Source organism: Bacillus mesophilum, from assembly GCF_008923265.1.
GTDB classification, from domain to species: domain Bacteria; phylum Bacillota; class Bacilli; order Bacillales; family Cytobacillaceae; genus Cytobacillus; species Cytobacillus mesophilum.
Genome location: NZ_WBOT01000003.1, coordinates 21,576 through 37,675 on the forward strand (window position 1 = coordinate 21,576; position 16,100 = coordinate 37,675).

The following is a 16,100-nucleotide window of genomic DNA, read 5'->3' on the forward strand; positions in this document are numbered from 1 at the left end:
CTCTTTTTCTACGATGAAATTCCTCTCCAAAAGATGGACCAGGATGCTTCCAGCTTTTTATATAGTCTTTTTTCATCATTTACATATACAAGTTCTAAAAGGATAGAATCGACGACCCCAATAAAGGCGAGAGCAGGTATTGAAGGATCACTATTGTGAATCAGCCCTTTTTCAATCCATTCACTAAATCTTTTTTCAATAACGACTTGCATCTGTTCTTCCAGATCCATTACTTCAGCTGTGATGGCTTCTGCCAAATGTGCCGGTGGAAAAAAAGACATACGCAGCCAAAACTTAAGATGCTCATTCTTCTGAAACAGATCAACGACAAGCTGAAGATAACCATATAAGGATTGTTCTGGAGCTTCATCCAATGTTGATTGAAAATAAGTTAACTTTGAAGAAAGTTCTGTATCCTTTGCATCGAGCAGCACTTGAAGAAACAAATCATCTTTCCCTTTAAAATGTCCATAAATGGATTGCTTCTTAATGCCAACCTCATCTGCTATTTGTGAAAGAGAAGCCCCTTCATATCCATGAATGGTAAAAAACTTTAAAGCAGCTTCCTTAATTTCCGTACTTTTCAACTCAACCACCTCGAATCTAACGAACGTTCGTCAGTTATCTTACCAAATACTCTGCAAAGAAGCAAGGTGGTTGGATGTTTTTTTCTGTTCCAGCACATTACCTATAAAGAAGATTCTGCTGCCGGAACTCAAAAAGGCAGCAAACCATTAGGAAAATGTAATACAAAAAGCCAAGCAGTCTATTTCAACTAGTGAAATAGACTGCTTGGTTTTTAAATTAAAGTGCTTCCCGAATGACACGCTTATAATACATTAGAGAAAGCACCCCAAAGATTGAATACAATCCAGTATAAACGACCATAACAATCAGCATTGGTGTCCACAGATCGTTCCCAAAAAAGAACCAGCCCGATTGCACCGCAAAATAACTATGAGAGAGACCCAGCACAAGCGGAATTCCAAAGCTGAATAATTGCTTTGCTTGTATACCGCGCAGCAGATCCCACTGCGTAAACCCCAGCTTGCGCAGAATGACATAACTTGGCTTCTCATCTTCACTTTCGTCCATCTGTTTAAAATAAAGGATACACCCGGAAGTAATCAGGAAGGTTAGTCCTAAGAAGCCGACAATAAACATCGCAAGACCCATCACAAGCTTTTGCGAAGCACTGCTGTTCATCCTGGACATATTCATGCCCTCCGAATCAGCGAATAGGTCATTAAAAACTTCATTTGCAAGTTCATATTGTGCTTCTTCCTTAATATTCATCCCAATATAAGTAGATGTTTCAAGCTGTATTTCAGGATCCAGATCATTCTGAAGCTGTGTAAAAACAGCTTCATCTACAATCGCGGCAGGGAATCCTCCGCCTGAAAAAAAGTAGGGAACAACCGATTGTTTCTCAAGCCCAATATAGCGCAGATCCATGGAAGAAGATTTTGAAAAAAGAGTAATATTGCCTTCGTCCTCGAAATTATAAAATCTGCCTAAAGCATCATTATATCCAGCAAATAATACTTCGTCAGCTTCAGCATCAATTTCTTCCAATGCTTCATCACTGACAATTCCCATTGATACATTAGCAGGGTCAAAGTTCATTTCTTCCAAGGCGGAGTCCATAATATCTCCAATATTTAAATTCGCCTGCAAAACTTCAATCTCTTTTTGGCTATAATCAATATTTTCTGCATCAAGTTTTGCTGTAAATGCTGCAGCATCTTCTGAATCAGCTAATGTAAACATATCTGGCTGACTGCTGGCTGCACCGTTATCCACCGAATAATACGAAATATAACTTAAGCTCAAGAGTCCAATTGCCAGGGCTGATACCGTTGTTATGATCGATAACAGCATCGCATTCGACCTCATGCGAAACATGATGGAGGATAGTGAAAGAACTTCATTAATATTTAAGTAACCATTTTTACTTTTTCGTATTAAATTAAAGATAAAGCTGACTGAGCCTTTAAAAAACAAGTACGTGCCAATAATCACGGATGCCAGTATAAAGGCCATCGCCATGAATAAAAGATTCATATTGGTAAAATCACCGCTAAATAACTTAGAAGAAACATAATAGCCAGTTAAAATTAGGGTGATTCCGACAATTCCAATTAGAATTTCAAATATGGATAGCTTCCGGACACGAGTCTCTGTAGACGATGTCACCTTAAATAGAGATAAGATGCTTTGCCTTTTAATAAACAAATAGTTCATGAGCATGATCAGCAGATAAATAACTGCAAATACAATAGCTGTTTGAAGAAGCGCCTCTGGTGAAAACCGCAGCTCTGCAAGCATATCAATATCAATAATCTTAAAGAGAATCATCAATATCAGTTTTGAAAAAGCAAAGCCTGCTCCAATACCAATTATGACGGATACCGAGTAAAGCAGGAAATTTTCCAAAGTCAAAATGCGAAATATTTTCCCTTTGGTCATCCCAATCAGCTGAAATAAACCAATTTCCTTGCTGCGTCTTTTGATGAAAAGATTATTTGCATAAATTAAGAAGATGGAAACAATAGCGACAAGCAGAATCGATGCAGCCCTCAATGCTGCGCCGCCTTTTATGGATCCTGTCATCTCATCCATGGAAGGATCGTATTGCAGCGTCACAAAGGAAAAATAGAGAGCCGAGCTAAAAATAAGCGCAAACACATATAAATAATAATTTTTTAGGTTTTTCTTTAAGTTGCGAAAAATTAGCTGGTTAAGACTCATGCTGGACGCCTCCTAAAACGGCCTGTGTTTTCATAATATCCTTGAAAAATGCCTGCCTGTCCTGCTCACCCTTCGTCAGCTGTGTATAAATCTGCCCATCTTTTATGAAAATAACACGCGAGCTGTAGCTTGCGGCGACAGGGTCATGTGTCACCATCGCAATGGTAGAACCGCGCTTCATATTTAATTCGCTTAATTTATTCAGCAGGTCTGATGCTGATTTCGAATCAAGTGCACCAGTAGGCTCGTCAGCAAAAATAATGCTCGGTTCATGAATAAACGCACGTGCTGCAGAAGTACGCTGCTTTTGCCCGCCTGAGATTTCATTCGGATACTTATGCTCAATCTCACGAATGCCAAGCTCCGATGCAAGAGAATTGAAAAGAGAATCAGCTGCTTTTCTTGATACCTTCGCAATCGAGAGCGGAAGCAGGATATTTTCCTTCACCGTTAAAGTATCGAGCAGATTATAATCCTGAAAAATAAATCCCAAACTCTTTTTGCGAAATTCAGCCAGCTGTTTTTCCTTTAGAGAAGTGATTTCTTTGCCCTCAATTTTAATGCTTCCGGTACTTACATGATCAATAGAGGAAAGGACATTCAGCAATGTCGTTTTACCGGATCCAGATGCACCCATAATACTAAGGAATTCTCCTTTTCCAATGCTGACATCAATCCCTTTTAAAACCTCTTGTTTGTTAAATTTATTTCCATAGCTTTTATATATTTTTTGAGCCTCTAAAATTACCATAGTTGATATCCTTCCTTTCAATCTGTTAATTTGTCTTTATTATAAAATGGGAGAACATTCTTTTCCTTTGATTGGACGAACAAATGATAAAAGCATGTGACATTCCTGTCACATGCTTGAAAAGAATATATAGATTAATGCAATGCTTTCATATCTACAAAATCATTCTTTTTAGGAAAGGTTAAAGTAAGGGTAGTACCGCTGCCCATAGCTGATGTTACATCAATATGAATGAGCAGGGAGTCTGCTGCGTTCTTCGCTAAATACAGCCCCATTCCAGTTGCAGCGTTATTCTGATGCTGTTCAGTTGATGTGAAGCCCTTATCAAATATACGGGGGAGATCTTTTGCACTTATGCCTTTGCCAAAATCCTGCACCTGAAGGATATGCTGATCACCTTTTCTTTCACTTCTTACAGTAATATCCCCATGTTCACTATACTTGATTGCATTAGACAGGATTTGTCTAAGGATAAAGCCAAGCCATTTTGCATCCGTGTAGACCTTTTCTTCATGCAGATCAATGTGAAAGCCAAGCCCTTTTTGCATGCACCATGCACGCAATGTTTGGATCTCCTCAAAAACAATCGGTTCTAACTCTGTTTTCTCGATATATAAATCATTCTGCATAAAAGGCAGCCGTTTCTTATGGAGCTGCTGATCAAGCAGCAAATGAACCCGCAGCCATTCGTATGTCATTTGCTTTTTCATCGTTTCATCATCCAGACGATCAATCATAAGCTTCAAGGCAGTTAACGGTGTTTTCACCTCGTGAATCCACGCTAACAAATCGTCCTTCTCTTGTTCAAGCAGGATAAAATTTTGAGCTGCCTCTCGCTTTAACAGAGCCGTCTGCTCTGTAATGGTTTCCTCAACAAGCTTTTCAAATGGACTTTCAGCCTGAATGATGCCTGTAATATCCAGGTTGTACTCTCTTTCTGCAAGACTTCGGTAAAATTTTGTTTCTTTATGATAACGAACAGCTAAAAAAATGGCGAACAGAAGGAATGACAGCAAATGTATGTACAGCACAGAGCCAAAAGGAATACTTGAATCAATAAAGACAATAAAAAGAACCAGTACCTGTGTTGCGAAAAAGAGAAGGATCCAGCTCAATCTTTCGCGTAAATAAGTGCCGATCATCATGAAACTTCCTCTTCCAGCGCCACATAGCCTTGTCCGACCTTTGTCTCAATCTGCTTGCCTAAGTCAATTTCATCAAGCTTTTTCCGCAAGCGATTTACATTGACAGTAAGTGTATTGTCGCTGATAAATCGTTTATCGTCCCACAAGCTATTCATTAATGAATCTCGTGTAACAATGGAATTTTTCTTCTCAATCAGCAGTTTTAAAATAAAGATCTCATTCTTGGTGAGTTCAATCGTTCCATGTTCATTAGAAACTGTGTTTTTTTCAAAGTCAACAGCAGCTCCGCACCAGGTTTTAAATTCTGACTGATTTGAACTGTAATTGTAGACACGCCTTAAAATAGCCTGAATTTTAGCAATGAGAACTTCAAAGTGAAATGGCTTCTGGACAAAATCATCTGCGCCAAGCTGCATGGACATCACCATATCAGTTGGATGATCGCGGGATGACAGAAAAATAATCGGTACATTTGAAACAGCGCGAATCACTCTGCACCAGTGAAAACCGTCAAATTTAGGAAGCTGTATATCAATGATGACAAGATCAGGCTTTAATTGTGAAAATTCGGCTAAAACATTGCTGAAATCTTGTACACCATGAACAGTGTAAGACCATTGACCAAGCCGTTCTTTTATCTCTGTGTACAAGGAAGTATCATCCTCAATCAGCAAAATAGAAAACATGTTAAGCACTCTCCTTTATGATGTTTATTCTAAAGGAAAAAGTTTCTAAATGACAAGCAGCAGCTAGGCAAGAGGGGAATGGTTCGCAATGTGTAAAGCCCGCTAAAGTTGAGGCTAAATACTTTCTATTAGAGAGAATGATTTCTGCGTTCCATGTGAAAAATAACTTGGAATGATGAATTGTAAACTTTCATGGAGGGAAAAGGATGTCAAAGCGAACTGCAATCACTTCTTCTGAAATAGGCATACTCTGGATGACATATAAGCAGAAAACCATGATTACCCGCATGCTGGACTATTTTATTGAGCAAGCTGATGATGAGGAAGCAAAGGAAATAATGACAAGCCTGCAGAGTGAAATTAAGCCGTATATACAACGGATCGCTGATATTTTCAAAGAAGAAGGAATGGTGGTTCCTCTTGGTTTTACAGAAGCAGATGTGAATAAAGGGGTGCCAAAGTTATACGATAATGGCTTTGATATTATGCTTCTTCGCCTCTTAAAACAAATAAGCATGGGCATGCACACCTTAAACTTAACGATGGCGTATCGGGAAGATATTATAAACTTATTTAGAGAATTAACGGTCATCACACAGCGGTATTATGAGATTTGTACAGCATATTTATTGCAGCGAGGGCTATTAACGAGGTCTCCTAGTGTACCAATGCCAGTTAAAGTAGACTTTGTTAAAGACAACAGCTATTTAGGCGGTATCAACCCTCTTGCCACTAAAAGATCTTTAAATACAGTGGAAGTTTCGCATATGTACCATGCGATTGAAGCAAATCTCTTTGGCATGACGCTCATTAAGGGATTTGCACAATGTGCTCATGAACAGGAAGTTAAGGATTATTTTTCTGAAGGCGGAAAGTTAGCACAGGAGATTATAAAGGACTTAAGCCAGCTGCTGGCTGCAAGTGACTTAAAAGTGCCTGTACCGCCGGGAGGAAACATCACAAAGTCTACACTAGCTCCTTTTTCAGATAAACTGATGATGTATTGTGTCAGTCTGTTCTGCAGCTTCTCATTAGGAGGAAATTCATTAGGCACAGCTTTTAGCCTAAGAAATGATATCGCAGCTACATTAGCTGGGATTATGAAAGATGTTTTCGAATATGCCCATAAAGGGGCAAAACTGATGATCAAGCATAGCTGGATGGAAGAACCGCCTCCAACAAATTAAATAGCAAAAGGGTTTTCTTAAAGTTTTGTGAATGGAGAACCCTTTTGCCTTTATAATGAGTACCAAGAAAACTGGAGTCTTAATTTCGATTTAACTGAACGATCTCAGCGTCCGGATTATGCTGGTCTGTTATTAAATCGCGCAGGATATGAGCCCCAAGCATACTGTAGACTGTACCATTTCCTCCATAGCCTAACAGGCAATAGGTCCGCTCTTTATTTGGAATACGCCCGATAAAAGGAAGTCCATCTGCAGACTCTCCAAAAACAGCTCCCCAGGAATAAGCAATCTCAATCGTAAACATAGGAAACAGAGCCTGCACTTTTTCTTGCAGTTCTTTAGCATGTTCTTCTATGGTTCTCTCTTTTTTAGGTGCTTGGGATTTATCTTCATCAAGCCCGCCAGCTATAATGCGTCCGTCTGCTGTTGTCCGCAAATACAGATACGGCCGTTTGGTCTCCCAGATCATTTCTCTGTCCTTCCAAGGTGATAAATCAGCAATCGGTTCAGTTGCTATGGCATAAGAACGGTTGATTTCAGTTTCTGTACCGGGAAATGCAAGTGATTTATTATAACCGGTTGCAAATATCAGGTGTTTTGCTTTTAAAACCCCTAAAGACGTCACAAGTTCAATTTCATTATCCTTTTCTTTTGTTTTTGTTACCTCAATATTCTCAAATAAATCAACATTTTCCTTTTTACTCAGTTCTGCTAAAATGTCCCGGTTAAATTTAAAAGGATTCACTTCAGCATCGCCGTGCGTTCTAAGAGCAGCCGGTTTTGTGAAAGGGTATTGATCCCTGATATCCTCTTCTGATAAGTATTCGACCTCAAAACCATTTTCAGCAAGAGCCTGATATTCTTTTTTCAGCAGTTCAATGTGAGATTCTTCGCTTGCATAATAAAAACTGCTTCTGTCCAAAAAGTCAGCTTGTGAACCGATTTCTTTTGCGACCTCTCTCAACTGATCCATTGCTTCCCGGCAAAGCTGATAGAATCGGACGGCCTTATCTTTGCCAATCTGTTGTATTAATTCAGAAAGCATGATGTCATTCGAATACTGCAGCAAACCAGTATTAGCCAGTGTGCTCCCTGTGCCCATTTTTTGTTTATCAACAATGGCAATTCTTAAGTCTTCTTTTGCCAGTATGTATCCACTTAATGCTCCTGACATGCCTCCGCCGATAATAATGACATCATAATGACTTTTTGGCTGAGATTCTGTTTTCACTTCAATATCCTCAGTAATTTCCTCCCAAAACAATTTACCGTTATGAAGGTCCATATAAAATCCTCCTAATCATTAACTCTAGGTAAAGATGACAGTATTTTTCCCCGAATCATTGTTTTATTAAACCATGAGTGTTAAGATCCTAATCTTCAATACCTGTGCAATCATAATGGAGCAGGAAAAAGGCTGACATTCGCTTCTTATGCAGCAGCGAATGTCAGCCGAGTTTCAATGTATCTATTTTATAGGAGCGCTGTGATCAATAGCTGTTCTTGACTTTCTCTTATAGACTTGGAAAAGAAACAGCGCCAGCAGGGATAGAAGCATACCAGAAATATAAGGAAGCCCAATCGCAACGGCAAAAAGCCAGCCGCCGAGGGGAGGGCCAATAATACGCCCGAACGAATCAAAGGATGATAATAGCCCTGTCATACTTCCGTGGCCAGAAACAGATTGCTTGGTCAGCAAAGAAGAGACGCTTGGCCGAATAAAGCCATTTCCAATTCCAAACACGCTTAAAAATAAAGCAGCACTCCAAAAGCTGTCAGTCAGCAGAATAAGTCCAAAACCGATAGCTGAGACAACAATTCCAATTTGAATAGCTGCACCTTCACCCCATTTTTTCGTCAGTCTGCCAACGATTCCTCCCTGGACAATGGCTCCTGCCAGTCCCATGATCATAAAGATATAGCCGAGCTGAACAGTGCCTAAGCCTGCCTTTTCAGCAGCAAAGTAGGCAAAAGTCGCTTCTAGTCCTGATAGAGATAAAGAAACAAAGAGCTGCAGTAAAAACAGCATGGAGGTGGGCCCATTGAATGCCTGCCGAAGCGGAGCTCTCTTATTTGCAGAGCTTCTTTGATCAGGTGTGAGTGATTCTTTTAAAACCAACCATACGAAAAAGAATGTGATAAAGGAAGAAGCTCCGGCAATAAAGAATGGTATATGCAGGCTTTCGCTGGAAAACACACCGCCAATAGCAGGTCCAAACACGAAACCCATGCCAACGGCAGCTCCAACAATACCCATCCCTTTGCCGCGATCTTCTTCACTCGTAATATCTGCTACATATGCCATAACAGTCGGCATATTGGCACTGGAAAGAAAGCCGCCAAGCACACGCGCTGCAAAGAGCATCCACAGCTCCGTCGAGAGTGCCATCAAAAGAAAGGAAATACCTAAACCAAAAATCCCAATCATAATGACAGGTTTCCGGCCGATTTTATCTGAAATTCTTCCCCACATCGGTGCAAAAAGCAGCTGCATAAGGGAATAAACTGCCATTAACAATCCGAGTTGTGTAGGAGAAGCTCCAATCTCTTCCGCGTAAAAGGGCATAACCGGAATAATAATTCCAAAACCAACCATGACAAGAAACATCACGGCAAAAAGAACAGGCAAAGCTTTTTTGGTTTCCACTGATCAGTCACTCCAATTCACTGGCTGTATCTCCAGTGAGATCTAATATGTATACGATTACTCTCTTTCATGATAAGGAATAAAAGAGAAAAAAGAAAGGTCAATAAACAAACTTCCGCTAGACAAAAAATAAGCAAGCAGAGATCATTCTCCACTTGCATTCGCTTCTATTATTTAAATTCTATAGACGCTGTGTAGCCAAGACCGCTGAAAAGGCCAGTGAGCGCATTAACTGCACTTTGCTCTGCTTTTGTTAACAGTCCTAAATTAACAGCCTGTTCTTTTATATCATCTGAAGCGACAGCTGCTAAATCGAAGCCTTCCTCCCAATCTACATCACTTCGGAAGATTCCTTGGTCGGAGAATGTCTGAACCTTGTCCATTTGAATTGATGGCTCCTGCAGCAGCTCTGCATGCGGAAGTGTCATCGTAATATGCTTCTTTTCTTCGTCTACCGTATAGCTCTCATTGCTGATTGATTGTAAATCCACACCTGCAAGAACAGTTGCTGGAACAACAAGCAGGATCGTTCTTTTCGTACCAGGGAAGTTTACATTTATATCTTTATTAAAAATTTTATTGTTTTCTTCTTTGATGACAGTAGTAATCACGGCTTCAGCAGTCGCGAGAGAAGATAGTTCACGAACTTCCTCAACAATACTCACGGTTTCACTGGCATAGGTACTGCCTGTAAAAAGTTTTTGGTACATAAAAATCCCTGTACCAATAAGCATCACGGTGAAAAGGACAGCAAAAAACAACTTCAATTTAAGAGGCTTGAAAAAGGAGAATGAAAATCCTGTTTTTCGGCTGCTTCGCATAACTGCAGTTGCAGCTACCTCCTCCTGTGCAGAAGTGAACTCCGTTTTGCGCTGATTTTTTTTCATTAATAGACCTCCTTTTTTCAGGGGTTCATGCAAAAATTACGCATTATGTCCAATATTGTCGAAAAAAGACAATATATTCATAGTATAATAGACTGCTTTCTCGATAGCAATGGATATGCAAATGTACCTAAAACTGGAAAAGGTTGTGAGAGAGGGAAAATTTCTGCAGGAGAGCTTATCAGAATGAGTAATGAGTGTGAAATCGTTAAGGATGCGTTCAAAAAATCTCAGAAGTATAAACATATAGACCAGCATATTATAGCTAGAGACAAGTAAAACGAATCGGAAATCCAATAATGGGTATATAGGTTAGTAGAGATGAGAAAAACGGGACGGGGGATCATGATATATGGTAAGTAGAGAGACTGAAAGAGCTGAAATAGGACATATAATCCCATTAAATGGTATATAGAGAGGCGAAAAGAGCATAAACAGGACACTAAATCCTAGAAAATGGAAAGTGGAGAGACAAAAAGAGCATAAACAGGACACTAAAACCCAGTAAGTGGAAATTAGAGAGGCGAAAAGAGCATAAACAGGACAGTGAATCCTAGTAAGTGGAAAACGGAGAGACGAAAAGAGCGGAAACAGGGCAGTGAACCCCAGTGAATGGGAAATAGAGAGACAAAAAGAGCAGCACCAGGACACGTAAACCTAATAAGTGGAAAATAGAGAGACGAAAAGAGCGGAAACAGGACAATAAACCCCAGTAAGTGGAAAATAGAGAGACGAAAAGAGCGGAAACAGGACAATAAACCCCAGTAAGTGGAAAATGGAGAGACGGAAAGAGCATAAACAGGACAATAAACCCCAGTAAGTGGAAAATGGAGAGACGGAAAGAGCATAAACAGGACAATAAACCCCAGTAAGTGGAAAATGGAGAGACGGAAAGAGCATAAACAGGACACTAAAACCCAGTAAGTGGAAAATAGAGAGACGAAAAGAGCATAAACAGGACAGTGAATCCCAATAAGTGGAAAATAGAGAGGCGAAAAGATCGGAAACAGGACACTAAACCCCAGTAAGTTGAAAATGGAGAGACGGAAAGAGCATAAACAGGACACTGAATCCCAGTAAGTGGAAAATAGAGAGGCGAAAAGAGCATAAACAGGACACTGAGTCCCAATAAGTGGAAAATAGAGAGGCGAAAAGAGCATAAACAGGACAGTGAGTCCTAATAAGTGGAAAATAGAGAGACGACAAGAGCATAAACAGGACACTGAACCCCAGTAAGTGGAAAATGGAGAGACGAAAAGAGCGGAAACAGGACACTAAAACCCAGTAAGTGGAAAATAGAGAGACAAAAAGAGCAGCACCAGGACACGGAACCCAATAAGTGGTATAAAAATACAAAAAGAGCAGAAACACAGCTCTGAAATCCGTGACTAGTAAGCAGAGATTAACGAAAAGCTGAATTATAAACACTATAAAAGGGTAATCAATTACATAAATAAAGTTTTAACAGTGCTAATCCCATAAATTGAGAAGAGATATTAAGTTAGAATCAAACGAAGCCCCGCCTCGCCTCATTACAGAAAAGGGGAAAAGGTATAAAAAAACTGACTGGAAAAGTCCCCGGTCAGCTTTCATTTTACTTATTCTGTTTCTTCATAGCATCTGCGACAAATTCAACGTCTGTACCTACGATGATTTGCAGATTTGTTTTGTTGAGCTTCATAACGCCTTTGGCGCCGTGTGCTTTTAATGCAGACTCATTTACTTTATTCATATCATGCACATTTAAACGTAAGCGGGTTGCGCAGTTATCAATGACATCGATGTTCTCTGTGCCGCCAATATCTTTGATGAATTGACTAGCCATTTTATCATATTTAGTACCGCCAATTGTTTCCGTGTCTTCATCTTCAGTAAGAGATTCATCTTCATCCTCGCGGCCAGGTGTTTTTAAGTTAAAGGCCCGAATCAGGAAGTAAAATAGGACAAAGTAGATTGCCGCATAGATGAGACCAATTAGTAAAAGAAGAAGCGGCTTTTCGGCAATATTAAAGTTGAGCAAATAATCAATTGCACCAGCTGAGAAGGTAAAACCATCTCTAATGCCTAACATGGATGTTAACCACATTGATACCCCAGTTAATAAAGCATGCACTCCGTAAAGAAGTGGTGCAATAAACATAAATGAGAATTCAATTGGCTCAGTAATTCCCGTTAAGAAGGAAGTTAACGCTAGGCCAATAAACATACCAGAGACTGCTTTACGGTTTTCCGGCTTTGCTGTTGCGATAATTGCAAACGCTGCTGCAGGCAAACCAAACATCATGATTGGGAAGAAGCCTGTCATATATCCGCCGGCTGTTGGGTCTCCAGCGAAGAAACGGGCAATATCTCCAGCTGCACCATTGAATTCACCAAACTGGAACCAGAATAAGCTGTTCAGAACATGGTGGAGTCCTAATGGAATCAATAAACGGTTTAAAAATCCAAAGATACCAGAACCAACTGCACCCAATTCAATAATCCAATTCCCAATTCCATCTATTCCTGCCTGAACAGGCGGCCATGCATAACCTGCAATAAATGCGAGCAAAATCATGGTAACAGATGTTACGATTGGAACAAACCGTCGTCCGCTGAAAAAGCCTAACCAATCCGGTAATTTAATATCATGAAATTTATTATATAATAGCCCTGCAATGATTCCGGCAATGATACCACCAAGAACACCCATATTAATATCCGGATCAATAGCTACAGCACCTTCTGTTAAAACTAAATAGCCGATCGCTCCTGATAAAGCGGCCGCACCGTTGCTGTCTTTTGCAAATCCCATGGCAACACCAATAGCAAAAATCAAAGCTAAATTTCCAAAAATAGCGTCCCCTGCATTAGCCATGAAGGGAATATCCAGTAAGTCAGGCTGACCGAAGCGAAGCAGCAAACCTGCTGCCGGCAGTACTGCGATCGGAAGCATTAGAGCTTTACCAATACGCTGTAAAAAACCTAACATAAATACCAACTCCTTAATTATATTTTTGTTTTGCTTGTTAAGCTGAAAGCGCTTTTCATGAAAATAATCATAACAGCTAGTTTATTAGTTGTCTATATGAATTTACGAGTAATTGGTATAGACAACTATATGAGTATAATGCTAAAATGACCTTGAAAATGAAAGGATGAAATATGATGGATAAGCCTATTTTGTTAAAGGGTATGCAAATCTATTCAGAAAAGAATCAATTTTATACAGGATATATTAAAATTACGAACCAAAAAATAAGTGAGATCGGTCGATTAGAAGATCTGCAAGATATAACTGAAGCTGTCGTCTTTGATTTTCAGGAAAATCTTACAGCGGTACCGGGTTTTATAGATGTGCATATACATGGTGCTGCCGGAGCAGATGTAATGGATGGAACGGAATCTGCTCTTATGACTATGGCGAATAGCTTGCCTGCAGAAGGAACGACCAGCTTTTTAGCAACTACCATGACACAAGAGCAGGAAGAAATTGAAAAAGCGCTAAAAACTGCAGCAGTCTATATGAGTAAACCGCAGCCTGGGGGAAGAGCTGAAATTTTAGGGGTGCATCTTGAAGGCCCATTTGTGAACAAAGAGATGGCAGGAGCACAGCCTTCTCAATATATTATTGATCCTGATGTAGAACTTTTTAAAAAATGGGAAAACCTATCTCAAGGGAATATTAAATTAGTAACCCTTGCACCTGAACGGCCGGGCGGCAAGGATTTGGCATCATACTTAAACAGCAAAAGCATTGTTGCTTCCATTGGCCATTCAAATGCCACATACGAAGAAGTGAAAGATTCAATCGAGGCGGGATGCACGCATGTTACCCATTTATTTAACCAAATGCGCGGTCTGCATCATCGTGAGCCAGGTGTTGCAGGAGCAGCCCTGCTGCATGATGAATTGATGGTTGAGCTCATCGCAGATGGTGTTCATGTCAAACCTGAAATGGTCAAGCTTGCTTTTAAGCAAAAGGGTGAAGAAGGATTAATTTTAATCACAGATTCCATGAGAGCCAAATGCCTAAAAAATGGGCATTATGATTTAGGCGGGCAGGATGTTACCGTTGCTGATGGGAAAGCAGTACTTCAGGATGGGACATTAGCAGGAAGTATATTACGCCTTGGACACGCAGTTAAAAATATGATTGAATTTACCGGGTGTTCGTTAGAGGATGCGATCCAGATGGCTTCCGTTAATCCTGCAAAACAGCTTGGTGTATTTAGCCGCAAGGGAAGCCTTGAAGCAGGAAAAGATGCAGACATCGTTATTTTGAATGAAGAGCATGATGTTGTTATGACCTTATGCCGTGGTGAAGTTGCCTACCGAAAGGAGAATGAATAAAGTGAACATTATTAAAGTAAATGATTATCAGGAAATGAGCGAAAAAGCGTCTCAGTATATTATAGATAAAGTGAAAGCAAATCCAAAAATGGTATTGGGTCTTGCTACCGGAGGAACGCCAGAAGGAACCTATAAGCGATTGATTGAGGACCATGATCAGAATGGAACTTCTTATGATGGAGTTGCAACCTTTAATCTGGATGAATATGTAGGATTATCAGGAGATCATCCCCAAAGCTATCGTCATTACATGAATGAGCGCTTCTTTAATCATATTGATATTAACAAGGAAAATACCTATGTGCCACGAGGCAACACAGTTGATGCAGAAGCAGAGTGCGAAGCATACGAAGCTCTAATGGCCAGCGTAGGCGGCATTGATCTGCAAATCCTTGGAATCGGCGGAAATGGCCATATCGGATTTAATGAACCGGGAACAAGCTTTCAAAGCCCTACGCATATTGTCGATCTTGCTCAATCAACGAAAGAGGCAAACGCGAGATATTTTGCCAATATTGATGAGGTGCCAAACCAAGCAATCACCATGGGCATTGCCTCTATTATGAAGAGCAGAGAAATCCTCCTGCTGATATCTGGTGAAAACAAGCATGAAGCTTACAAGCAGCTAATAGAGGGAGAAATCCAAGAAAACTTCCCAGCATCTATATTAAGAAATCACCCATATGTTACAATAATTGCAGACAAAGCGGCAATTGGTGAATAAGCCAGAGGAACGGTTCTTCTGGCTTTTTTCTTTAAGGTGAAAATAGACTATAGAACGTTCCGGAAATTAGACAGACAGATTAAACCTTACCTATAACTAGCAGGCTTTGGACTGCAAACATAATTCCCGGTTTATAATTCCTAGTAGTCTTGATGATAATGAAACTTTATACTAGATCTTAACGTATTTTCTATACATACGTGAACAGAAGCTTAAAATAGATATATATCCAGGAAACTTTATATAGAAAGGAAGCAGTTGAGAGGAGCATGATTAATAAAAATTCCCCCGTCCCGATCTATTATCAGCTAGAGGAAATTATAAAAGAGTTAATTGAAAAGGGTGAGCTTTTGCCAGGTGATGCACTGCCAGCAGAGCGAGAGTACGCTGAACGGTTCCAAATCAGCAGAATGACTGTAAGACAAGCTTTTACTAAACTTGTGAACGATGGCTTTTTATATCGTGTCCAAGGAAAAGGCACATTTGTGGCGGAGCGTAAGCTTGAACAGCCATTACAGGGACTTACTAGTTTTACTGAAGATATGAAAAAAAGAGGAATGATACCTGGAAGCCAGCTAGTTCACTTTCAGCTAATCCCGGCTACAAAAAAAATAGCACAGCAGCTTTCCATCCCTGAACATGGTCCAGTATATGAAATTAAAAGAATTCGATTAGCAGATGATGTCCCAATGGCATTAGAAACGAATTATATTTCAGCCAATTTAATGAAGGGGCTTACAGAAGAAATTGTTAATCAATCGTTATATGCATATATGGAAGGGAAGCTTGGCCTGCAGATAGATTATGCTACTCAAACGATAGAATCAGCTATTTCCAGTCAGAATGAAGCTGACTATCTTAGAATTAAATCTGGTGGACCAGTGCTTCTAATTGAACGAAATACATTTTTACATGACGGCACACCAGTTGAATACGTTAAATCCATTTATCGCGCAGATCGGTATAAATTCATGATTGAAATGAAGCGATAGG

At 39.9% G+C, this 16,100-nt stretch carries 14 protein-coding genes; 5 read left to right on the forward strand and 9 right to left on the reverse strand.

Annotation, left to right across the window (positions count from 1 at the left end; translation table 11 throughout):
* Positions 1 to 8: 8 nt before the first annotated feature.
* The 5 genes from F7732_RS09870 to F7732_RS09890 all read right to left on the reverse strand — a co-directional run bounded on the left by F7732_RS09870 (position 9) and on the right by F7732_RS09890 (position 5,333).
* Positions 9 to 587, reverse strand: coding sequence for a TetR/AcrR family transcriptional regulator (locus tag F7732_RS09870; protein ID WP_151573719.1), 579 nt, complete (start codon positions 585 to 587; stop codon positions 9 to 11).
* A 217-nt stretch (positions 588 to 804) separates the two neighbouring features.
* Positions 805 to 2,751 carry an FtsX-like permease family protein gene (locus tag F7732_RS09875; protein ID WP_151573720.1) on the reverse strand — a complete coding sequence of 649 codons (1,947 nt, stop codon included), beginning with the start codon at positions 2,749 to 2,751 and terminating at the stop codon, positions 805 to 807.
* Complete coding sequence (locus F7732_RS09880) at positions 2,741 to 3,502, reverse strand: ABC transporter ATP-binding protein (protein WP_151573721.1); 762 nt, start codon at positions 3,500 to 3,502, stop codon at positions 2,741 to 2,743. Before F7732_RS09880 ends, F7732_RS09875 begins: the two co-directional genes overlap by 11 nt.
* A gap of 134 nt (positions 3,503 to 3,636) precedes the next feature.
* Positions 3,637 to 4,644, reverse strand: a complete 1,008-nt coding sequence (locus tag F7732_RS09885; protein WP_151574480.1) for a sensor histidine kinase — start codon at positions 4,642 to 4,644, stop codon at positions 3,637 to 3,639.
* Positions 4,644 to 5,333 (reverse strand): response regulator transcription factor, encoded by a 690-nt coding sequence (locus F7732_RS09890; protein ID WP_151573722.1) that lies wholly within the window; start codon positions 5,331 to 5,333, stop codon positions 4,644 to 4,646. Before F7732_RS09890 ends, F7732_RS09885 begins: the two co-directional genes overlap by 1 nt.
* Positions 5,334 to 5,539: 206 nt before the next feature.
* Here F7732_RS09890 and F7732_RS09895 point away from each other — a divergent pair, with 206 nt between their 5' ends.
* A complete protein-coding gene (locus tag F7732_RS09895) occupies positions 5,540 to 6,520 on the forward strand; it encodes a DUF3231 family protein (RefSeq protein ID WP_151573723.1) in 981 nt (326 codons plus the stop codon).
* A 79-nt stretch (positions 6,521 to 6,599) separates the two neighbouring features.
* On the opposite strand, the gene F7732_RS09900 is transcribed toward F7732_RS09895, so the two are convergent.
* The 3 genes from F7732_RS09900 to F7732_RS09910 all read right to left on the reverse strand — a co-directional run bounded on the left by F7732_RS09900 (position 6,600) and on the right by F7732_RS09910 (position 10,054).
* Entirely contained in the window at positions 6,600 to 7,805 is a 1,206-nt protein-coding gene (locus tag F7732_RS09900) for an NAD(P)/FAD-dependent oxidoreductase (RefSeq protein WP_151573724.1), read from the reverse strand.
* A 183-nt stretch (positions 7,806 to 7,988) separates the two neighbouring features.
* On the reverse strand, positions 7,989 to 9,167 hold the full coding sequence (locus F7732_RS09905; RefSeq protein ID WP_151573725.1) for an MFS transporter: 1,179 nt from the start codon (positions 9,165 to 9,167) through the stop codon (positions 7,989 to 7,991).
* Between the two features lie 170 nt (positions 9,168 to 9,337).
* The gene (locus tag F7732_RS09910) at positions 9,338 to 10,054 is read right to left on the reverse strand and encodes a DUF4230 domain-containing protein (protein ID WP_151573726.1); all 717 of its coding nucleotides are present in this window, start codon (positions 10,052 to 10,054) and stop codon (positions 9,338 to 9,340) included.
* Between the two features lie 27 nt (positions 10,055 to 10,081).
* Here F7732_RS09910 and F7732_RS09915 point away from each other — a divergent pair, with 27 nt between their 5' ends.
* Positions 10,082 to 10,330: a hypothetical protein gene (locus F7732_RS09915; protein WP_151573727.1), complete on the forward strand. Its 249-nt coding sequence runs from the start codon at positions 10,082 to 10,084 to the stop codon at positions 10,328 to 10,330.
* A 1,315-nt stretch (positions 10,331 to 11,645) separates the two neighbouring features.
* Here the strand turns inward: F7732_RS09915 and nagE are convergent.
* A complete protein-coding gene (gene nagE, locus F7732_RS09920; protein WP_151573728.1) occupies positions 11,646 to 13,022 on the reverse strand; it encodes an N-acetylglucosamine-specific PTS transporter subunit IIBC in 1,377 nt (458 codons plus the stop codon).
* A gap of 176 nt (positions 13,023 to 13,198) precedes the next feature.
* Here nagE and nagA point away from each other — a divergent pair, with 176 nt between their 5' ends.
* The 3 genes from nagA to F7732_RS09935 all read left to right on the forward strand — a co-directional run bounded on the left by nagA (position 13,199) and on the right by F7732_RS09935 (position 16,099).
* Positions 13,199 to 14,383: an N-acetylglucosamine-6-phosphate deacetylase gene (gene nagA, locus F7732_RS09925; protein ID WP_151573729.1), complete on the forward strand. Its 1,185-nt coding sequence runs from the start codon at positions 13,199 to 13,201 to the stop codon at positions 14,381 to 14,383.
* Between the two features lies 1 nt (position 14,384).
* A complete protein-coding gene (gene nagB, locus F7732_RS09930) occupies positions 14,385 to 15,107 on the forward strand; it encodes a glucosamine-6-phosphate deaminase (RefSeq protein WP_192913017.1) in 723 nt (240 codons plus the stop codon).
* A gap of 269 nt (positions 15,108 to 15,376) precedes the next feature.
* Positions 15,377 to 16,099 (forward strand): GntR family transcriptional regulator, encoded by a 723-nt coding sequence (locus F7732_RS09935; RefSeq protein WP_151573731.1) that lies wholly within the window; start codon positions 15,377 to 15,379, stop codon positions 16,097 to 16,099.
* Position 16,100: the final 1 nt, after the last annotated feature.